The following is a 20343-nucleotide window of genomic DNA, read 5'->3' as shown; positions in this document are numbered from 1 at the left end:
ACGGGCGGAACGGCCGGGTGGACGAGGACCGGCGGAACGGCCGGGTGGACGAGGACCGGCGGAACGGCCGGGTGGACGAGGACCGGCGGAACGGCCGGGTGGACGAGGACCGGCGGAACGGCCGGACGGGACCGGCGAGGGGGCCCTGAACACGCCGCCACGTCTGACTCCACCACACGCCCGCGGACACACACCGCGCCCCGGTGCGCGGCCCGCCGTACGGCACCGGGCGGACGCCCCCGGCCGACCCGGGCCAGACCGAGCCACGGTACGCGGCCGCCGTACGGCATTGGGCGCCCTCGCGCCCAGTGATCACGAACCGCACGCCGGGTGCGCGGCCCGCTGTACGGCACCGGGCGGACGCCCCGACGAGTCCGGACCAGCGGCCGGGTCTGAGCGAACCAACCACCCCCTCCGGCTCCGCTCCGCGCCGCCCGAGACGAACCGCGCCCAAGCCACCCGCGTACGAACCGCGCCCATCCGGCCCGTGCACGGCAGCCCCCCGTGGGCCGGGGTGTCAGGCGTTCGCCGGGGTGGTGTAGCCGCTCAATGCGCTGCGTACCGCCGGCAGGACGGCTGCCGTCAGGTCTCCGGTCAGGCGGGATCCGGCGGAGAGGACCACCGGGAGGCTGCGGACCGGCTCGGGCAGCAGGCCCGGTGGCAGGACGGGCAGGTCCCAGCGGGGTTCGGCGGCCGCGAAGAGCAGGCTGACGCCGAAGCCGGACCGGGTGACCGTGACGACGTCCTCGACGCCGACGCCCTCGTAGACGACGTGCCAGCCGACCTGCCGGGCGGTCAGGGTGTCCTCGGCGAGCCGGCGCAGCGGTGCCTCCCGCGCGGCGAACACCGCGAGCGGCACGGGTCCGGCGCCGCTCAGCAGGCCGGGCTGACCGAACCAGGAGCAGTCGACGGCTCCGATCACCTCGTCCGCCGGCCCGACGGGGTCGCCCAGCCGCAGGACCATGTCCACGGCGCCCGCCGCATGCTGGTCGCTGAGCCGGTCGCCCGGCCCGGTCTGGACGCTCATCCAGGGAAGGGGTACGTGCTCGCGGAGAGCGGTGATGAGGTCCGGGATGACGCCGACGAGCGTGTCGCACACGCCGAGGGTCAGGCGCCCGCCCCGTTTCGCCGCCGACAGGCGCAGCACGAGTTCGTCGTTGGTGTCCACGAGTCGGCGGGCGAAGCGCAGCAGTTCCTCGCCCGCCACCGACAGGCGCAGACTCTGGCCGGTCTCGCGGAACACGGGCTCGCCGATCAGCGTGTCCAGCTTGCGGATGTGCTGGGAGACGGCGGGCTGGGAGATGTTGAGCACCTCGGAGGCACGGCGGAACCCGCCGGTGTCCACGATGGTGACCAAGGTACGCAAAGGGCGTATGTCGAGATCGCGTCGCACGATGTATTTCCCCCGTTGATTCGATGATGCCGGCACCGCCCCGGTGCGTCACGGGACGGTGGCGTGGTGGTTCAGGACGTCTCCGCCTCCTGCGGGAGCGGAGAGCGGCGCAGCAGGGCGTTGATCAGCAGGTCGAGCGACTCGGTGACCATCTTCTGTTCGGCCGGGTTGAGTTGGGACAGCAGGTCGGCCTCCTTGGCGAGCCGCTGCGGGAACACCTCGTCGGTGAGTTCTCTGCCCTGCTCGGTGAGACAGACCAGGGCGGCGCGCCGGTCCGCCGGATTGGGCTGGCGGGTGACCAGGCCGCGCTTCTCCATCTTGGCCAGGATGTTGCTCATCGCCGCGCGCGAACACCCGCGCAGCGCGGCGATGTTACGGGCGATCAGCGGCGACTCGGCGTGCCGGAGGGTGATGAGGACGTCGAGCTCGCTGGAGGTGAGCTGGGCGCCGACGAGGGTGGTGCCGGCCTCCAGTTCGACGAGTACGTGCAGGCGCCGGAGCCGGCCGAAGACGCCCATGGAATGGGTGTCGAGGTCGGGCCGGGCCTGACGCCACCAGGCGGCGACCAGGTCGGTGGGGGTGGACGGGATCATGGAAGCGCCTCCATATTGTTAATCACTGAACCATAGTGTAACTATCTGGGTCGGGCTCGCCGCCGCAGGGCGACCCGCGAGTCAACCCCCTTCGCACGGAAGGTTGTTCCATGGAAGCGCATGCGCTCCACGCCGCGCCGCCACGTCGGGGCGGGGCGGTCGTCTTACTCCTGGCCTCCCTCACGGCGATCACCCCGCTGGCCACGGACATGCTGCTGCCCGGCTTTCCTGACATGGCCGACGATCTGCACGCCAGCGACGCGGGCGTACAACTGTCGCTGACCACCTATCTGTTGGGCCAGGTCATCGGGCAGCTGCTGCTCGGTCCGATCAGCGACTCGACGGGCCGCCGCAGGCTGCTGATCTGGAGCTCGGGGCTGTTCGCCGTCTTCTCGCTGCTGTGCGCGTTCGCGTCGAGCGCCGAACTGCTCAACGCGGCACGGGTGTTGCAGGGGGTGGCCGGCTCCGCCGGAATGGTCCTCGCGCGGGCGGTCGTGGGCGACTGGTACCGGGGGCCGGAGGCGGCGAAGCGGTTCTCCGTCCTGTCCATCATCTTCGCCGTCGCCCCGATCATCGCCCCCGTCATCGGCGGCCTGATCATCCACGCCTCCTCCTGGCGTGTCCTGTTCATCGTCCTCGCCGTTCTCAGCGTGCTCCTCATGGTGGCGGTCGTCGTCGGGCTCCCCGAGTCGCTGCCGCCCGAGAAGCGCCAGAAGGGCGGCGTCGGACCGGCGTTCCGAGCGATGCGGGGGCTGCTCGGACAACGCACCTTCCTGGGCTACGTGCTGACGTTCTCCTTCGCCAACGTCGCGCTGTTCGCGTACATCTCGGGCTCCAGCTTCGTGTTCCAGGACCGCTACGACCTGTCCGAGACCGGGTACAGCCTGTCCTTCGCCCTCACCGCGATCGGCGTTCTCATCGGCGGTGCCATGGTCGGCAACCTGGCCGCCAAGGCCGGGCTGAACCGGCTGCTCAGTCTCGGTGTGGCCGTCGGTGTCGTCGCCTCGGCCGCGCACGCCGTGGTGGCCGCCACCGCCGGGAACACGCTCGTCACCTCGCTGGTCTTCATGTTCCTGAGCATGTTCGCGATGGGCCTGATCATCCCGTCGGTCATGACGATCGGCCAGGAACTCGGCCGCCGGGCGGGCGGAGCCGCCTCCGCCCTGATCGGCGCCGGGCAGTGCCTGTTCGGCGGCATCGCCGCGCCCGTCGTCGGCGCGCTCGGCACCGACAGCGACAGGCCGATGGCGAACCTGATGATCATCGGCTTCGCCGCCGCGCTGCTCAGCCTCCTCGCCCTCGCCCGACCGTGGCGGCGCCACGGGGAGCACGCACCGACCACGGACGAGACGGCCCCGGCCGCCGCCCCCGTGCACTGACCCGACCACCCGGCAAAGGACCACATCCGCATGACCACCACCCGCACCGAACCCTCCAGACAGATGTCCTGGGACATACCGCCCGCCTCCGTGGCCGACGTCCTCACCCGGGCCCGACAGGCCGTCCCGCTGCTCCGCGAGGCCGCCCCGCGGACCGAGGAGCTCCGGCGGCTGCCCGACACCGTCGTGGACGTCCTGCGCCAGGTCGGCGCGTGGCGGGCCGTGATGCCCACCGAGTGGGGCGGCCCGGAACTCGGCTCGGTCGAGCAGGCGCAGCTGCTCGAGATCCTCGCGCAGGGCGACGCCTCGGCGGCCTGGTGCGCCATGATCGGCATGGACTCCGGCATCTACGCCGGATACCTCGAGGACGCCGCCGCCAAGGAGCTGTACGGGGACATCGACACCATCACCGCCGGGGCGCTGTTCCCCACGGGCCGGGCGGAGAAGGTGTCCGGCGGCTACGTGCTCAGCGGGACCTGGCGGTTCGCCTCCTGCGTCCACCACGCCCAGATCCTGATGGCGTCCTGCATCGTCCACGAGGACGGCGTGCCGGTCGCCGACCCTCTGACCGGACAGCCCCGCCAGTGGCGGGTGTTCGCGGCCCGGCCCGAGCAGTTCGAGATCCACGACACCTGGTACTCCACCGGTCTCGCCGGGTCCGGCAGCAACGACTACTCCTGCCAGGACCTGTTCGTCCCCGCCGAGCACGCCTTCAGCCTCTCCCGGCCCCGGCGGCCCGGTCCGCTGCTGCGCACCCCGGACGCGGTCCAGCGCAAGATGCCCGGCATCCCGCTCGGCCTCGCCCGTGCCGCGCTCGACCACGCCATCGACATGGCGGAGGGCCGCGCCGACCGGGAGACGGGCACGCCCTGGACGAGCGACCTCAGGGTGCACGAGGCGATCGGCCGCTCGCTGATGGAACTGAACGCCGCCCGGGCGAGCGTGTACGAGTCGCTGTCCCGCCAGTGGGAGGCGCTGTGCTCCGGCGGGGAGGACCTGCGCGCGCGGCGCATCGACAGCGCGCTCGCCCGCACCTTCGCGTTCAAGACCGCCCGCCGTGTCGTCCAGCGGCTGTACGACCTCGTCGGCGGAGCCGCCGTCTACCGCCGCAGCAGCCCCTTCGACCGGTGGCTGCGCGATGTCCACACGATGTGCCAGCACGCCGTGGCCCAGGACGCCGTGCTGCAGATGGCCGGCGTCGTCGCCCTCGGCGGCGAGCCCCCGAACCCGGTCAACCCTGCGCTGGCCGTGTCCCTGCCCGCCGCCTAGGAGCCGCATCGTGAAGATCGCCGTGATCGGGCACACCGGCATGACCGGCAGAGCCCTCACCGACACCCTGCTGCGCCGCGGCCACGAGGTCACCGGCGTCTCCCGCTCCGCCCTGGACCGGCCGGACGGCGACACCCCGGGGACGCTCACACAGGTCGCCCGCGACGTCTTCGACGTCCGCGCGCTCGCCGAGGTGCTGCCCGGACACGACGTCGTGGTGTCCTGCTTCTCCGGCGGCCACGAGGTCGACCTGGAGGTCTACTACCGGCAGGCCGAGGGCACCCGGCGCATCATCCAGGCGTTCCGGCGCTCCGGCGCCGGCTATCTGATGTACGTCGGGGGCGCCGCGTCCCTCCGCGTCGACCCGCACACCCAGATGTTCGACGATCCGCGCTTCCCCGCCTGGTACTTCGGCATCATGCCCGCCGAGCACCTGACCTGGCTCGGCGACATCACCGGCGAGGCCTTCTTCCACGAGGCCGCCCTGCGCAAGCGGAGCGGCCTCGTCCCGGAGGGGGTGAGCGACGCGGAGCTGGAGAAGCACGTCGAGTCCTGGAAGCGCGTCCCGCTGCTGGAGGGCTGCCGGATCGCGCTCGACCTGTTCGAGCACCGCACCGACTTCCGGTGGAGCTTCCTCTCCCCGCCCTGGCTCTACCGGCCGGGCCCGGGTACGGGCTGCTACCACCTGGGCGTCGACCACATGCTCTACGACCGGGGCGTGCCCGCCGGGATCGACCTTCCGGACCTGGCGCTCGCCCTCGCCGACGAGGCCGAGCGGCAGGCGCTGGTGCACAAGCACTGGACCGTCGCCGGCCGCTGCACCTGCCGCAACTGATCCACTCCTTCCCTCCGCGTCGGCCCCGCCCCTCACCGGGCGGGGCCGGCGCACGTTCCGCACCGGATCCGGAAGACCAGCTTCAGGAGAACCCGTTGCCCACACTCAAGCCCAACCCGGCGCCCCGGCGCACCGGCGACGAGCGCGTCCTGCGCACCGTGGCCGTCGTCGGCACCGGCCTGATCGGCACCTCGATAGCGCTCGCCCTCACCGGGCAGGGCGTCACCGTCCATCTCGACGACCACGATCCCGTCCACGCCAGAACCGCCGCGTCGCTCGGCGCCGGCGTCACGGACACCGCGGACGGCCCGGTCGACCTGGCCGTCATCGCCGTACCACCCGCACAGGTCGGCGCCACCCTGCGCACGTTGCAGCGGCGCGGCGCCGCCCGCGCCTACACGGACGTCGCCAGCGTGAAGGTCCAGCCCTGGCGGGATGTCATGGCCCTCGGCTGCGACCCCGCCACCTACGTCGGCGGGCACCCGATGGCCGGCCGCGAACGCTCCGGCCCGCTCGCCGCGCAGGCCGGTCTCTTCGAGGGCCGTGCCTGGGTCCTCTCCCCCTCCGAGCGCACCGCGTCCCACGCCCTGCGGGCGACCATGGAGCTGGTCCGGCGCTGCGGGGCGGTGCCGGTGATGATGACCCCGGCCCTGCACGACAGCGCGGTGGCCCTCGTCTCCCACGCCCCGCACGTCGTCTCGGCGCTGATGGCCGCACGCCTGCAGCACGCCGATGACAGCGAACTCCGGCTCGCGGGCCAGGGGCTGCGCGACGTCACGCGCATCGCGGGCGGCGATCCCGATCTGTGGGCGGAGATCCTCACCGCCAACTCGGCTGCCGTGGCCGATGTCCTCGAGGACGTCGCGCAGGATCTGGAAGGCATGGCGAACGCGCTGCGTCACTGTTCCGGGGCCGGCGAGGACGGCCGCCGCAAGGGTGCCGCCCTCGTCCGGCACGCGCTCCAGCGGGCGCGGACCGGTCACGAACGCATCCCCGGCAAGCACGGCGGGGAGCGGATCCCGTGCGTGGCCGTCCTGGTCCGGATCGGGGACGAACCCGGGGAACTGGCCCGGCTGCTGGACGCCACCCGCACGCTCGGTGTGAACATCGAGGACGTGACGATCGACCACGACGCGGGCCGCTCGGGCACGGTGGAGCTTCTGGTCGCGGCGGGGGCGGCCGAGAAGCTCGCCTGCGAGCTGGGACGACAGGGCTGGCCCTGCGAAGTGGGCGACGAGGCGTGAACGCCTGAACCCGGGGCGGGGCGCTGGGCGTTGGACCCTGGCGCCCCGCGCCCGGCCGCGACGCGCGGCGACGGACCGCGAAGGACCACGAAGGACCACGAAGGACCGATGCGCGGGACGACGCGCGGGACGACGGACCTGCCGGGGACCGGCAGAGGTCCGCGGCGGCCCCGCGCCGTTCACGGTGGCCCGACGGCCCAGTGTGAACGGGCTGGTCGCCGTGCATGAGCGGGTCGCCCTGCGTCAGCGGCCCGGATTCACCCGGCGCCTGCCCGCCTGCCGTGGAATCGCTGTCCCGCCGTGGCTCGCCCCCTGGGCCGGCGGGCCCGCCTACGGCCTCGGACCACGCCCCCCCGCCGAGCATGGGCGACCCGCACTGACCGGCGCCGCACTGCCGGACCGGCGCGCGACTGTGCCGCAGCCCGATGGACCGGCGCCCCCACGGGTGAGCGCGCCCGGAACGGTTCGACGACCCCAGCGCCCAGCTCCCGCCGGGAGCTCGGCAGCCCGGGACTGCGCCGCCCCGCGACCGCATGCGCCGACGCCCCACCGGTCGGCCGGTGGGGCGTCGTACGGACGGCGGTGCGTCGTGCGGACAGTGGGGCGTCGTGCGGACAGTGGTCAGGCGACCGGCTGGGGGCCCGGCTGCGGCGACGTGGGGGCGGCCCCGGTGCTCTCCAGGGCGCTCTTGACGACCTTCCCGCTGGCCGTCCGGGGCAGGCTGTGCCGGATCAGGACCCGGCGCGGGATCTTGAACGCGGCGATCCGCCGACGCAGTGCGGCCAGCACCTGCTCCTCGGTGACGGCACCCGGGTGCACCGGTACGACATGGGCGACGCCGACCTCGCCCCACCGCTCGTCCGGTACCCCGACGACCGCGGACTCCCGGACGCCGTCCAGCGCGTCGATGGCCGCTTCGACCTCGGCCGGATGGACGTTCTCGCCGCCGGAGATGATGAGGTCCTTGATCCGCCCCCGCACCTCCACCCACCCGTCCGGACCGGCCCGCACGATGTCCCCGGAGCGCAGCCAGCCGTCGTCGAGCACCTCGGCGGTCTCGGCCGGCCGCCGCCAGTAACCGGCGAAGACGTTCGGCCCCCGGACGAGCAGCTCGCCGGAGCCGTCCGGTGCCGTGCCGTCGACCCGGATGTCGCTGAAGAAGTGCACCGGCCCGGCGGACAGCGGGCGCGCGGCGGCGCCGTCGGGAGTGGCGAGGGTGACGCCCGGCGCGGCTTCCGTCATGCCGTACCCCTGGAGCAGCGTGACACCGCGGCGCTGCCAGGCACGCACCGTCTGTTCCGGCGCGGGGGATCCGCCGTAGATGACGTAGCGCAGGCTGGACAGGTCGGTGCGCCCGAAGTCCGGGTGCTCGTGCAGCATGCGCAGCATCGTCGGGACCGCGGAGAAACAGGTGACGCGCCGCTCGGCGATCGTCCTGAGCGCCGGGCCCGGGCGGAACCGGTCCACGATGACGGTGCCGCCCTTGAACAGGGTGGGCAGGCTCGCCTGGCCGAGGCCCGTGGCGTGGAAGAGCGGCGCGACGCACAGCGCGGTGTCCGTGGAGAGGACGTCGACGTGGGCGAGTTGGTTGAGGGTGTTGAAGAGCAGGTTGCCGTGGGTGAGGACGGCTCCCTTCGGGCGGCCCGTCGTGCCGGAGGTGTACAGGACGACGGCCGGGTCGTCGAGGGTGACCGAACGCCCCGGTGGCCGGGCCTCCTCGCCGGTCATGGCCTCCTGCTCGGCGGGACCCGCCACGAGTCCCATCCCCGCACAGGTCTCCGCCACCGCCCGGGCCTGTTCCGCGTCGTGGACGAGCGCGGCCGGCGCGCAGTCCCGCAGGAGACGGGTGACCTCGGCCGGGGCGAGGCGCGGGCTCACGGGGACGAACAGCGCACCGAGCCGGCCCGCCGCGAAGAACAGTTCCAGTGCCTCCGGGCGGTTCCAGCCGAGGTGGGCGATCCGGTCGCCGTGCCGGACGCCCCGCGCGGCGAGGGCGCCGGCCAGCCGGTCGACACGGTCGGCGAGCCGTCGGTAGGTGACGGACCGGTCGCCCTGGCGCAGCGCGATGCGGGTGGGGTCCAGCCGGGCCCTGCGGTACGGCCAGCTGCCGATTCCCTGGTCGCTCACCGGGCCGGGTCCTCCGGCTGCCGGACCTCGGTGAGGTGCCCGATGTCGAAGAACTCCCACTGGTTGGGCGGCATCATCGCGCTCACATGGACGACCCGCTCGGTGAGATCCACGAGGAGGGTCACGTGGATGCCGGGCTTGACGGTCCAGGTGACCAGGTACAGCCCGGGGCGGACGAGCCGGGCGCGGTAGGGGAGGGTGACGGTGTGCGGGGGTGCCGAGCCCTCTAGGAGATGGAAGGTGAGGGTGTCCGGCCCGAATTCCATGCGGTAGCGATTCCCGGTCGAATAGGTGTATTCGATGAGGGTGCCCGCGAGTTCGGTGGTGGCGGGTCCGCCTATCTTGTCGTCCTGCGGCAGCGGGGTGAAAACGTTGCTGGTCATGAAGTGACGCTTTCTCTTCGGGGTCAGGCCCAGGCCGGTGCGTATTCCCGCTCGGCGGGCGGAACGTGTTCCCTGCGGGCGCGGGCGAATTCGACGACGTGCCGGGCCGTCGTCTCCAGCCGGCCGCGGACGTGCGGGTCCGTACAGGCTCCGCTCGCGTCGAAGGCCGTGCGCGAGGTGTCGACGCCGACGCCGAGCGGTGTGGGCCAGCCGCGCAGGGCGTGGACGGTGGCGCGCAGGGAGGCCAGCGCGGAGACCGCGCCCTGGGCCCCGCGTGCGGTGGTGAGACAGCCGACCGGGCGCCCGCTGAAGTACGGCTCCGGCCGGGTCCTGAGGTCCTCGGCGTGGTCGAGGACGTTCTTGATCAGGCCGGACATGGTGCCGTGGTAGGCGGGCGCGGCGAGGACGAGGCCGTCCGCCGAGCCCATCAGCTCGACCATGCGCCGGCGCGCGGGTTCCCCGGTCGGCTCGGGCGTGTAGTGCGGCAGGGCGAGGTCGGGGCCGGACAGGCACACGGTGTGCGCGCCGAGCCGCTCGGCCTCGCGCAGCACCGCACGCAGGACCCGTTCGGTGGTCGACCCGGGCCGAGTGGATCCGCCGATTCCTACGACCGTCAAAGGGGCGCGCGTCACCCGTTTCTCCTTGCCTGTAAGAGGAATTGGGCTCTCCGGACGGAAGAGAGGTGAGAGGAGGGACACCGGAACCCTATTCGCGCGGCGGCCCCGAGGGTGATCGGCAGCCCTTATCGGGGCGATAAGGGTTCGCTGTTGGCCGCCGCCGCCCGTCCGAACCTAGTGTCGAACGCATTCCCCGTTCCGCACCTGACGCCCTGACGTGCGCTCCATCGGAAAGGCCCCGCTGTGACGGATGTTCTCATCGACGGCAAGTCGCTGACCCTCGACGACGTCGAGTCCATCGCCCGCCCCGAGCACGACCGGGCCCTCGTCTACACCGACGTCGCCCAGAAGGCGTCCAGGCGTTCCCGCGATCTGAAGCTCGACCTCATCGCCACCGGCCAGCCCATCTACGGCGTCACCACCGGCTTCGGCGACAGTGTGACCAACCAGATCGCCCCCGGGAAGGCGGCGGAGCTGCAGCGGCACCTGGTCACGTACCACCTCAACGGCACCGGCCCGCTGGCCCCCGCCGAGGTGGTGCGCGCCACCCTGCTCATCCGCGCCAACTGCCTGGCCCGTGGCAACTCGGGCGTCCAGCCCGACGTCATCCATCTACTGCTGGACTTCCTGCGGCACGACGTCCTGCCGCAGGTGCCGGAGCGGGGCTCGGTCGGCGCCTCGGGCGACCTCGTCCCGCTGTGCTACGTCGCCAACGCCCTGTTCGGGGAGGGGGAGGTGACGTACCGGGGGGAGACCCGGGACACCGCGGACGTGCTGCGCGAACTCGGTCTGCGGCCGGTCGTCCCGGAGGCCAAGGACGGCCTCGGGCTGATCAACGGCACGTCGTTCTCCGCCGGGTTCGCCGTCCTCGCCACCCAGGACGCCGCCCGGATCGCCGAGGTCACCGACGTCGCGACGGCCCTGGCGTCCGAGGCCCTGCTCGGCAACCGCGGCCACTTCGACGCCTTCATCCACGAACAGCGTCCCCACCCCGGTCAGCTCGCCTCCGCCGCCCGCCTCACCGAACTCCTCGACGGCTCCGGGCTCTCCCTCCCCCACGACCAGGTCGTGGACGCCAACGACCCGCTGGACGGCAAGGGCCACGGCAGGCTCACGCGCAGCATCCAGGACCGCTACAGCCTGCGCTGCGCGCCCCATGTCGCCGGTGTCCTGCGGGACACCGTGGCGTGGGTGGACCGCTGGCTGGAGACCGAGATCAACGCCTCCACGGACAACCCGCTGTTCGACGCCGAGTCGGGCCGCGTGCACTCCGGCGGCAACTTCTACGCCGGCCATGTCGTCCAGGCCATGGACTCGCTGAAGGTCGCGGTCGCCTCGGTCGCCGACCTCCTCGACCGGCAGCTGCAGCTCCTGGTGGACGCCAAGTTCAACAACGGGCTGACCGAGAACCTCATCCCGCGCACGGACGGCGACGCCTGGGAGAAGGGCCTGCACCACGGCTTCAAGGGCATGCAGCTCGCGTGCTCCGCGCTCACCGCCGAAGCCCTCAAGCACGCGGGCCCGGCCACCGTGCACTCCCGCTCCACCGAGGCGCACAACCAGGACAAGGTCTCCATGGCCCCGATCGCCGCGCGCGACGCCCGGCGCATCGTGGAGCTGACCCGGGAGGTCGCCGCGATCCAGCTCCTCGCCGCGTGCCAGGCCCTCGACCTCAGGGGCCTCGACGACATGGCGCCGCGTACCCGGGCGGTGCACACGCTGATCCGCTCGCACGTGCCGTTCGTGGACGCCGACCGGCGCATGGACGGCGACATCCGGAAGGTCGTCGCCCTCATCACCTCGGGCGCGCTCGTGGCCGCCGCGCACGGCCACGCCCCCGTCGCCGCCTGACCCCACGACTCGCCACCTGACCCCACGACTCGCCACCCGCCCCACGCCCCCTGCCCGGAAAGGACCCCCTTGACCACCGCGGCCCAGACCGATCCGATCCTGCTCGGCATCGCAGCCGAACTGCCCAGGCCGGTGTTCTCCACCGGCGAACTGCTCGACGCGAGCCAGGGCCTGTTCTCCGACCGGCTCACCGCGATGCTCGCCGCGCTGGGCGTCGACAAGCGCCACTCGGTGCTGGCGAACTACCCCGACGTCGTCTTCCACGGCGCCGACCCCAAGCCCGACGTGCTCACCGTCGACCTCGCCGTGGACTCCGCGCGGGCCGCCCTCGCCAGGAGCGGCGTGGACCCGGCCGGCATCGGCCTCGTCCTCGGCGTCACCTCCAGCCCCGGGCGGCTGCTGCCCTCACTGGTGTGCGACGTCATCGCCCGGATGCCCGAACTGCCCCGGGACTGCGCCAACCTGGCCATCGAGTACATGGGCTGCTCGGCGCTCGCCAAGGTCGTCGACACCGCCCGCTGGTATCTGACCGCCAACCCCGGCAAGCAGGTGCTCGCGGTCTTCACCGAGGCCATCTCCCCGCTCTCCCCGCCGCTCGACCGGCAGGGGTACGGGCACTTCACCGAGGTCCCGGACACCGAGCGGCAGCGCACCGTGGACGCGCTGCACTCCTTCCTGTTCGCCGACGCCTCCGTGGGCATGGTCTTCGGCGCCGAGGGCCGGGGGCCGGTCTTCGGGCCGGTCGCGAACCTCACCAACGACCTGCCCGAGGACACCGAGCTCGGCACCGTCCCCGACGGCGGCTCGGACATCCCGGTGGTCCTCGCCGAGCACGGCCGCCGCCTCTACACCCTGTCCCCCGAGGTCACTCCGCGCGGCGGCCACTACGCCACCGAGACGGCCCGCGCGGCACTGGCCGCCCCCGGCTGCACGCTCGCGACCCCGGGCGACGCGGCGGCGCTGCTCATGCACACCGGCTCCACGCGCATCCTCGACTCGCTGTGCGCCCAGTTCGGGGTCGCGCCGGACAGCCCGCGGGTGGCCTCGTCGTACACCGTGCTGCGGGACCACGCCAACACGCTCGGCTGCTCGGTGCCGCTGATGCTGGCGGAGGACACCGGCCGTCCGTCCGGTACCGGGCTCGCCATCGCGTTCGGTCTGTCCTTCTCGGCCGGCGCCTTCACCGTCACCTTCCCCGACGGAGGCTGGCGGCCCTGAGCCCGCCCCTGCCGCTCGTACCCCATCACCGAGAGGAACCAGAAGTGCCCACCAACGACGCCGACGTCGTGCTCGCCAAGTTCCGGGACTACATCACCGGCCCCACCCGCTACGCCACCCTGCTGACGGTGTTCGAGCTGGGCATCGTCGCGCAGCTGAAGGCCGCCGGTCCCGACGGCATGAGCGCCGCGCAGCTCGCCGCGGTCACCGGTGTCAGCGCCCACCATGTCGAGCAGCTGCTGCAGCTGCCCGTGAAGGACGGGTTCCTCGCGCGGGACCCGGCGACGGGTGCCTACACCCTCGACGGCATCGCCCGGCTGTCGGACGCCGAGCTCGCCCGGGTCATGCCGTGGCTGCACATGATCAAGGAGGTGTGTCTGCGGCAGCTGTACCACCTCACCGACAGCGTGCGCGAGGGCCGGATCGTCGGCCTGGAGAAGTTCTACGGCTTCACCGGGAACTTCTACCAGGCCAGCAAGGCCCACCCGGAGCTGCACCGCACCTGGGAACCCGTGATGCACGCGGTCACCGACTACATCGACCCCTGGTTCTACGGCCGGCTGGACCTCCCGGCGGGCGCCCGGGTCGTCGACATCGCGGGGAACACCGGGCAGGGGGCGATCCTCGCCCAGAAGTACCACGGCGAGAAGGACATCCACGTCACCTGCTTCGACCTGCCGGAGAAGGAGGACGAGGCCCTGGACAACATCGCCGGGGCCGGGCTGGAGGACCGCTGCTGCTTCATCGGCGGTGACGCCCTCGCCGAGATCCCCCGGGGCTTCGACGTCGCACTGATCAAGCACTTCCTCGACATGTGGGACCACGACAACGCCCTGCGGGTCCTGCGCAACACCTACGAGGCTGCCCTCGGGCGGCCGGCTCATCGCCATGCACCTGACCTACCCGGAGCAGGGGGACTCCGCCACGGCGGACTTCTTCCCCGCCTATTTCTTCGGCTGCACGATGGCGCAGGGCGGTCCGCAGCGGCTGTCCACCTGGGCCGCCTGGATCGAGGAGGCGGGCTTCGAGGTCACGCGGACGGTGGAGCAGGACATGAGCACGGCGCCGGGCGACACGATCCCGTCGCACAGCATCGTCTACGCCACGAAGCGCTGACCCGCCCGCTCCGGCACCGGCTCGCTGCGGCACCGACGAGGGGTCTCAGCGGGGCGAGCCGGGGCCGTTCGTCCGCAGCCGCGCCCTGATCTCCCGGACCGCCGACTCCGCGTTGTCCACGGTGATGGTGAAGGTGTGGCCGTCCCACAGGCGCAGGACGACGCCCTCGCCCCGGCGCACGACGACCGCGGTGCCCTTCTCGGGGCGCCAGCGGTAGCCCCAGCCGCCCCAGTGACGGGGCGTGACGAGGGCGGTGAAGTCGGCGCCGGCCACGTGGGAGAGCGGGATGCGGCGGCGCGGCAGCCCGATGTGGCCGCAGCGCACCTCGACGGACTCCTTGTCGCACCTGAGGTCGACGTGCACGAAGGCGAGCGTGCCGAAGAGGACCAGCAGTCCGGCGGCGATGCAGCCCACGACGGACATCACCAGCGCGGCGACGCCGGAGGTCCAGGCCGAGTCCACCGCCAGCTCGATGCCGAGCGCCATGCAGGCCGCCCCGACCAGCGCCAGCAGCCACTGGACCCGGTTGGTGGCGCGTCCCGTCCAGACGTCGGGGTGCGAGGAGTCGTCGGCGCGGGAGTGGTCCCTCATGTTTATGAGGTTACTCAGGTTTCGCTGCGCGGGTAGGGCGTGGCACAGCGTGACTGGCCCGGGAGGAGCAGACGGCGCGCGAATCGGAGCGGGACGGTGCCGGCGTCCGGCGGGCGGCGGGCGGACGGACGGACCGGTCCCGGCCGTCCAGGTTGGTGGCGGACAGACGGTCGGCGGACAGGCCGGTGCCGGGCCGGCCGCGCGGGTCGGTGGACAGGCCGGTCGTGCGGGCACGACCGGCGGGCGGACGGACCGGTCCCGGCCGTCCAAGTTGGTGGCGGACAGGGGGTCAGCGGACGGGCCGGTGCCGGGCGGACGGACCGGTCCCGGCCGTCCAGGTTGGTGGCGGACAGGGGCTCGGCGGACAGGCCGGTGCCGGGCCGGCCGCGCGGGTCGGTGGACGGGCCGGTCGTGCGGGCACGGCCGGCGGGTGGTCAGCGGACGGGGCGCCGGGCCGGGTGTCCGACGGTCTGTGGTCGCGCCGGCGTCCGGGGGCGGGCGGCGGACTGCTGCACGGCGGTCGGCGGGCAGGCGGGCCGGTGCCCCGCCGGTGCCGCGGCGGACGGGCGGGCCGGTGCGCGGCGGACGGGCCGGCGTCCGCCGGGGTCAGCGGACCGGGGTGACCGTCTGGAGGAAGCGGCCCTCGGCGTACGCCAGGGCGGTGTCCGGGAGGGTCGCCTCGCGTCCGCTGAGCAGCACGGTGAGCGTGGTGTCGGCGACGGCCGCCGGCTGCGGTTCGGCTCCGATCCGGCGCAGCGCCTGGGCGGCCACGGCGCCGGCCGAGCCGTGCAGGATCAGCGGCGCACGGCCGGGCTGCTGGACGGCGGCCCGGATGCGCTCGCCGACCAGCTCGTAGTTGGTGCAGCCCAGGACGACCGCGGTCACGTCCTGAGGCGTGCGGGCGGCGGCCGAGGCGATCGCGGCGTCGATCGCCGCCTCGTCCGCGTGGTGCACCGCGTCCGCGAGGCCCGGGCACGCCACCTCGGTGACACGGACACCGCCGGCGAACTGCTCGATCAGCCCCCGCTGGTAGGCGCTGCCCGTGGTGGCCGGGGTGGCCCAGATGGCGACGTGCCCGCCGCCCGCGGCGGCCGGCTTGATCGCGGGGACGGTGCCGATGATCGGCAGGTGCGGTTCGAACCGGGCCCGCATCTGCGGCAGGGAGTGCACGGACGCGGTGTTGCAGGCGACGATCAGGACGTCCGGCTCATGGGCGGCGGCGGCTCCGGCGACGGCGAGGGCGCGCTCGGTGATGTCCTCCGGGGTGCGCGGTCCCCAGGGCATCCCGTCCGGGTCCCAGGAGAGGACGAGGTCCGCGTCGGGCCGCAGCCGGCGTACCGCGGCAGCGGCGGGAAGCAGGCCGATTCCGGAGTCCATGAGCGCGATCTTCACCCGGCCACGATAGACGATGCGGTACTGCCGGCCGCTCCGGTGGGGCAGACTGCGGCCGTGAGCGCCCTGATGTGGATCACCGTCGTGTCACTGGCCGCCTGGTGCTGGCTGCTGCTGTGCCAGGGCTTCTTCTGGCGCACGGACGTACGGCTGCCCCCACGCCGGGAACCGCGGGAGTGGCCGTCCGTGTGCGTGGTCGTACCGGCCCGGGACGAGGCAGCGGTGCTGCCCGCGAGCCTGCCGTCACTGCTGGCGCAGGAGTATCCGGGGCGGGCGGAGGTGTTCCTGGTGGACGACGGGAGCACGGACGGCACCGGGGAGCTGGCCCGGCAGCTGTCCCGGCGCCACGGCGGGCTGCCGCTCACGGTGGGCTCGCCCGGTGAGCCGCCGGCGGGCTGGACGGGCAAGCTGTGGGCGATGCGGTACGGCATCGGGCTGGCACGCCCGCGTGATCCCGAGTTCCTGCTGCTGACGGACGCGGACATCGCGCACGCGCCGGACAGCCTGCGCGAACTCGTGGCGGCGGCCCGCACCGGGGGCTTCGACGTCGTGTCGCAGATGGCACGGCTGCGGGTGGAGAGTCCGTGGGAGCGGCTGGTGGTCCCGGCGTTCGTCTACTTCTTCGCGCAGCTGTACCCCTTCCGCCGGATCGGCCGGAGGGGCTCGCACACGGCGGCGGCGGCCGGCGGCTGCGTCCTGCTGCGCACGAGCATGGCGGAGCGGGCGCGCATCCCGGACGCCATCCGGCACGCGGTCATCGACGACGTGGCCCTCGCGCGCGCGGTGAAGGGCGCCGGCGGGCACGTCTGGCTGGGGCTCGCCGACCGGGTGGACAGCGTGCGGCCGTATCCGCGGCTGCACGACCTGTGGCGGATGGTCTCGCGCAGCGCCTACGCCCAGCTGCGGCACGACCCGCTGCTGCTCCTCGGTACGGTCGCCGGGCTCGCCCTGGTGTACCTGGTGCCGCCGGCCGCGCTGGTCGCCGGAGCGGCGGCCGGCGGTACGGCGACCGCCGCCCTGGGCGCGACGGCGTGGGCGGTGATGGCGGGCACGTACCTGCCGATGCTGCGCTACTACCGGCAGCCGCTGTGGCTCGCTCCGCTGCTGCCGTTCACGGCGTTCCTGTACCTCCTGATGACGGTCGACTCGGCCGTGCAGCACTACCGGGGACGCGGGGCCGCCTGGAAGGGCCGTACCTACGCGCGTCCCGACACGGTCACCGACGAGGGCTGAGCACGGTCATTTGCGGCCGGGTGTCCAGTTCATCCCCCAGCCGTAGGCGCGGTCTATGGTCCGCTGCGGGCTCACACCCCGCTGAGGCACCAGGTACCGCGCCTCGCGCTGGACGAGGAGATCGCCGCCGGTGTTGGTGATCAGGGCGAGCGCGCACACCGTGGAGGGCACGGTGCACTCGTCCAGGGAGAACTCGATGGGCGCGCCGTGCTGCGGGTGGAGGGTGACGGTGGCATGCAGATCGGCGAAGGAGCTGGCGCCCTCGTAGATGGTGACGAAGACGAGGAGGCGCCGGAAGTCCTGCTTGTGGTCGAGGTTGACGGTGAGGTTCTCGCCCGCCGCCACGGCACCGGTGCGGTCGTCGCCGTCGAGGTGGATGTACGGCGGGCGGTCCAGCGATCCGAAGGCGTTGCCCAGGGCCTGGACGACTCCCTTGCCGCCGTCGGCGAGTTCGTAGAGGGCGCACAGGTCCAGGTCGAGGTCCGGCCCGCCGCCGCCCCACCGGCTGCTCCGGCCGCCGAAGTGTTTGCGCATCTGCCAGTTGAGGTTCACCCGCAGGGCGCCGGAGGTACCGCCCTGCTTGGCCAGCGAGACGGAAGGGGCCGCCTTGGTCAGGGTCACCTTGGACAGCCGGACCGGCTGGGGCGCGGGGGCCGGAGGGGCCGCGGGCGGGGGCGGCACGGTCACGGGCGGTGCCACGGGGGGCGTCGCGCGAGGCGGCGCCGTGGCCGGGCCGGGCGGCGCGGGCGTCGCCCGGGGCGGTGCCGGGGCCGCCCCGGCGGGAGGCGCGGGGCGCTGCGGTTCGTCGACGGTGATGCCGAAGTCGGTGGCCAGGCCCGCGAGTCCGCTGCCGTAGCCCTGGCCGACGGCGCGGAACTTCCAGCCGCCCTGGCGGCGGTAGAACTCGCCGAGCAGGAAGGCCGTCTCCACGGTGGCGCCGGGGCTGTCGAAGCGGGCGGCCGACCCGCCCGTCGCGGCGTCGGTCACCTCGATGTAGAGGTCGGGGACCTGTCCGAACGTGCCGCCGTCCGCGGAGGCGGCGAGCACGATCCGCTCGATGTCGCTCTCCACGCGCGCGAGGTCGACGAGAAGGGTGTCCGTGACGTGTCCGCCGGCCGTCCGCTTTCCCTCGTGGCGCACCGCGCCGGACGGGTGGGCGGGCTGGTTGTAGAAGACGAAGTCACCGTCGGAGCGGACTTTTCCGGTGGCGAGCAGCAGCGCCGAGGCGTCCGCGTCGGGCACGCCGGGTCCGGAGCGCCAGCCCAATTCGACGCGCAGCGCCGTGGTCGGCACCGGCGTGTTCGACCCTTTCGACATTGACATGTCCGCCCCCATCCCGTGTCGGCTTCCGGTGTTCCCCGGTCGTCCAGATCATCCCTACCCGTACAACGCGGGGAACGGCACGATGAACTCCCGGAGCGGTGCCGGAAGATCGCCGGTCAACCGCCGGTAACCCCGCAGGAACTCGGCCTTTACACGATCCAAACGCCGATCGGTGCCCCTTTTTGCCGCGTTCGCTCGGATTGGGGATCCCGGGTCACTACGGACACGGAAAACAACCCTCTTATCGGTCTCCCCAACGAGCACATCGTGGGCTTAACTTATGTGCCATGACCTCCCCCCGCTCCACTTATGGTGGCGGCTACTACTCCGCCTCCTTCCCGGACACCCCGATCTACGACTCCCTCGTCGCCGAGCGGGGCACCCCGCAGATCGCCCCGATCCGGGTTCCCGCCGCCTACGACACGGGCAGCCATCTCCCCGCCCTGCCGTCGGCACTGCCCGCCCTCCCGGCGGCCCCGTCCCCGCAGGTCCCCGCCTACGGTTATCCGCAGGCTCCGCAGCCCGCCCCGCTGCAGCAGGCGCCCACGGCGTACATCCCGCAGCAGGCGAGCGCCCCGCGGGGTTACCCGGGTCCGCAGGCCCCGCAGCAGCAGCGCCCGATGATGGGCACGGGGTACGAGGCCATGCGTCCGGCCGCCCCGCGCCCCGCCCAGGCCGGCTACCAGGACCCGTACAACAACCAGCAGTACCGCGGCTACTGACCGGCCGCCCCCGGCTGTCGGTGGCACCTGGCACGATGGCGTCATGGGAAACGCCGAAGTGCAGTCGATCCACGTCCATCCGGTCAAGGCGTTCCGGAGCCTTTCGCTCCGGGAGGCCGTGGTGGAGCCCTGGGGGCTGGCCGGGGACCGACGCTGGGCGCTGATCGACGACGGGGGAAAGGTCGTCACCCAGCGGGAGCAGCCGCGCCTCGCGCTTGCCGCCGCCGAGCCTCTGGCCGGCGGCGGCATCCGTCTGTCCGCACCCGGTCACGCACCGTTGACGGTCCTCGTGCCGGAGCCGGGTGCGACCGTGCCCATGAGCGTGTTCGGCACCAAGGTGGAGGCGGTTCCGGCCGCCGCGGCCGCGCACGCCTGGTGCAGCGCTTATCTGGAAGCCGACGTCCGTCTCGTCCACATGGACGACCCGGCCACCCGCCGCCCGGTCGATCCCCGGTACGCGCTGCCCGGCGAGACGGTGAGCTTCGCCGACGGCTATCCCCTGCTGGTCACGACGACGGCTTCCCTGGACGCGCTCAACTCCCTGATGGCCGAGGGCCGGCACGCCCACGAGGGCCCGCTGCCCATGAACCGCTTCCGGCCCAACGTCGTCGTGGCGGGCACGTCGCCCTGGGCGGAGGACGGCTGGTCGCGGATCTCCGTCGGCGAGGTGGTGTTCCGCGTCGTGAAGCCGAGCGGGCGGTGCGTCGTGACGACCACCGACCAGGACACCGCCGAGCGCGGCAGGGAACCCCTGTACACGCTGGCACGCCACCGCCGGATCGGCGGGAACCTGGTCTTCGGCCAGAACGTGGTGCCCCTCTCCCCCGGCACCATCAGGGTCGGCGACCCCGTACGGGTGCTGGCGTAGCGGCCACCGGTGCGGCCCTGCGCATCCGGCCGGCGGAAGGACCGGGGCGGGGCGGGAACACTGGGCCGGGCCCCGGTCGTTGAGAGGTCATGAGAAATTCGTGAGAGGCCGCGTGCGGGCAGGCACGTGGCGGAAGTGATGACGCTCTCTCCTGACGCCGGCCGGGGTGACTGCCCGTGCCGGGGGCCA

At 73.2% G+C, this 20343-nt stretch carries 18 protein-coding genes; 10 read left to right on the top strand and 8 right to left on the bottom strand.

Annotated elements, in window-relative coordinates; translation table 11 throughout:
* Positions 1-517 precede the first annotated feature (517 nt).
* Both AB0N17_RS17770 and AB0N17_RS17765 read right to left on the bottom strand, forming a co-directional pair.
* Positions 518-1366 (bottom strand): LysR family transcriptional regulator, encoded by an 849-nt coding sequence (locus tag AB0N17_RS17770; protein ID WP_366012237.1) that lies wholly within the window; start codon positions 1364-1366, stop codon positions 518-520.
* Positions 1367-1464: 98 nt separating this feature from the next.
* Entirely contained in the window at positions 1465-1986 is a 522-nt protein-coding gene (locus tag AB0N17_RS17765; RefSeq protein WP_366012236.1) for a MarR family transcriptional regulator, read from the bottom strand.
* Between the two features lie 110 nt (positions 1987-2096).
* On the opposite strand from AB0N17_RS17765, the gene AB0N17_RS17760 reads away from it, so the two are divergent.
* The 4 genes from AB0N17_RS17760 (at position 2097) to AB0N17_RS17745 (ending at position 6713) form a co-directional block, all read left to right on the top strand.
* Complete coding sequence (locus AB0N17_RS17760; RefSeq protein ID WP_366012235.1) at positions 2097-3365, top strand: multidrug effflux MFS transporter; 1269 nt, start codon at positions 2097-2099, stop codon at positions 3363-3365.
* A gap of 30 nt (positions 3366-3395) precedes the next feature.
* Entirely contained in the window at positions 3396-4634 is a 1239-nt protein-coding gene (locus AB0N17_RS17755) for an acyl-CoA dehydrogenase family protein (RefSeq protein ID WP_366012234.1), read from the top strand.
* Between the two features lie 10 nt (positions 4635-4644).
* Complete coding sequence (locus tag AB0N17_RS17750) at positions 4645-5469, top strand: NAD(P)H-binding protein (RefSeq protein ID WP_366012233.1); 825 nt, start codon at positions 4645-4647, stop codon at positions 5467-5469.
* Positions 5470-5564: 95 nt separating this feature from the next.
* On the top strand, positions 5565-6713 hold the full coding sequence (locus AB0N17_RS17745) for a prephenate dehydrogenase (RefSeq protein WP_366012232.1): 1149 nt from the start codon (positions 5565-5567) through the stop codon (positions 6711-6713).
* A gap of 621 nt (positions 6714-7334) precedes the next feature.
* Here the strand turns inward: AB0N17_RS17745 and AB0N17_RS17740 are convergent.
* From AB0N17_RS17740 to AB0N17_RS17730, 3 genes are read right to left on the bottom strand one after another with little or no spacing between them, the layout of a single operon-like run.
* Positions 7335-8840: a long-chain fatty acid--CoA ligase gene (locus AB0N17_RS17740; protein WP_366012231.1), complete on the bottom strand. Its 1506-nt coding sequence runs from the start codon at positions 8838-8840 to the stop codon at positions 7335-7337.
* Positions 8837-9223, bottom strand: a complete 387-nt coding sequence (locus AB0N17_RS17735) for a MoaF N-terminal domain-containing protein (RefSeq protein WP_366012230.1) — start codon at positions 9221-9223, stop codon at positions 8837-8839. Before AB0N17_RS17735 ends, AB0N17_RS17740 begins: the two co-directional genes overlap by 4 nt.
* A 23-nt stretch (positions 9224-9246) precedes the next feature.
* Positions 9247-9855, bottom strand: coding sequence for an NAD(P)H-dependent oxidoreductase (locus tag AB0N17_RS17730; protein WP_366012229.1), 609 nt, complete (start codon positions 9853-9855; stop codon positions 9247-9249).
* Between the two features lie 228 nt (positions 9856-10083).
* Between AB0N17_RS17730 and AB0N17_RS17725 the strand changes: the two genes are divergently transcribed.
* The 3 genes from AB0N17_RS17725 to AB0N17_RS17715 all read left to right on the top strand — a co-directional run bounded on the left by AB0N17_RS17725 (position 10084) and on the right by AB0N17_RS17715 (position 14114).
* Positions 10084-11691 (top strand): aromatic amino acid ammonia-lyase, encoded by a 1608-nt coding sequence (locus AB0N17_RS17725; RefSeq protein WP_366012228.1) that lies wholly within the window; start codon positions 10084-10086, stop codon positions 11689-11691.
* 69 nt (positions 11692-11760) lie between these two features.
* The gene (locus AB0N17_RS17720) at positions 11761-12909 is read left to right on the top strand and encodes a 3-oxoacyl-[acyl-carrier-protein] synthase III C-terminal domain-containing protein (protein ID WP_366012227.1); all 1149 of its coding nucleotides are present in this window, start codon (positions 11761-11763) and stop codon (positions 12907-12909) included.
* Between the two features lie 44 nt (positions 12910-12953).
* Positions 12954-14114, top strand: coding sequence for a methyltransferase (locus tag AB0N17_RS17715; protein WP_366012226.1), 1161 nt, complete (start codon positions 12954-12956; stop codon positions 14112-14114).
* Here the strand turns inward: AB0N17_RS17715 and AB0N17_RS17710 are convergent.
* Both AB0N17_RS17710 and AB0N17_RS17705 read right to left on the bottom strand, forming a co-directional pair.
* Positions 14071-14616: a hypothetical protein gene (locus tag AB0N17_RS17710; protein WP_366012225.1), complete on the bottom strand. Its 546-nt coding sequence runs from the start codon at positions 14614-14616 to the stop codon at positions 14071-14073. The two genes, AB0N17_RS17715 and AB0N17_RS17710, sit on opposite strands and share 44 nt — an antisense overlap.
* A gap of 606 nt (positions 14617-15222) precedes the next feature.
* Positions 15223-16008: an aspartate/glutamate racemase family protein gene (locus AB0N17_RS17705; RefSeq protein ID WP_366012224.1), complete on the bottom strand. Its 786-nt coding sequence runs from the start codon at positions 16006-16008 to the stop codon at positions 15223-15225.
* 69 nt (positions 16009-16077) lie between these two features.
* Here AB0N17_RS17705 and AB0N17_RS17700 point away from each other — a divergent pair, with 69 nt between their 5' ends.
* A complete protein-coding gene (locus AB0N17_RS17700) occupies positions 16078-17241 on the top strand; it encodes a glycosyltransferase (protein ID WP_366012293.1) in 1164 nt (387 codons plus the stop codon).
* Positions 17242-17247: 6 nt separating this feature from the next.
* On the opposite strand, the gene AB0N17_RS17695 is transcribed toward AB0N17_RS17700, so the two are convergent.
* The gene (locus tag AB0N17_RS17695) at positions 17248-18558 is read right to left on the bottom strand and encodes a TerD family protein (protein ID WP_366012292.1); all 1311 of its coding nucleotides are present in this window, start codon (positions 18556-18558) and stop codon (positions 17248-17250) included.
* 293 nt (positions 18559-18851) lie between these two features.
* Here AB0N17_RS17695 and AB0N17_RS17690 point away from each other — a divergent pair, with 293 nt between their 5' ends.
* Together AB0N17_RS17690 and AB0N17_RS17685 are read left to right on the top strand one after the other, a co-directional pair.
* On the top strand, positions 18852-19286 hold the full coding sequence (locus AB0N17_RS17690; protein WP_366012223.1) for a DUF6643 family protein: 435 nt from the start codon (positions 18852-18854) through the stop codon (positions 19284-19286).
* A 43-nt stretch (positions 19287-19329) separates the two neighbouring features.
* Positions 19330-20154 carry an MOSC N-terminal beta barrel domain-containing protein gene (locus tag AB0N17_RS17685; protein WP_366012222.1) on the top strand — a complete coding sequence of 275 codons (825 nt, stop codon included), beginning with the start codon at positions 19330-19332 and terminating at the stop codon, positions 20152-20154.
* Positions 20155-20343 lie beyond the last annotated feature (189 nt).

It is taken from the genome of Streptomyces sp. NPDC051133 (genome assembly GCF_040682635.1).
GTDB lineage: Bacteria > Actinomycetota > Actinomycetes > Streptomycetales > Streptomycetaceae > Streptomyces.
The sequence above is the reverse complement of the archived record's forward strand: the minus strand, read 5'-3'. Positions and strand labels throughout refer to the sequence as shown.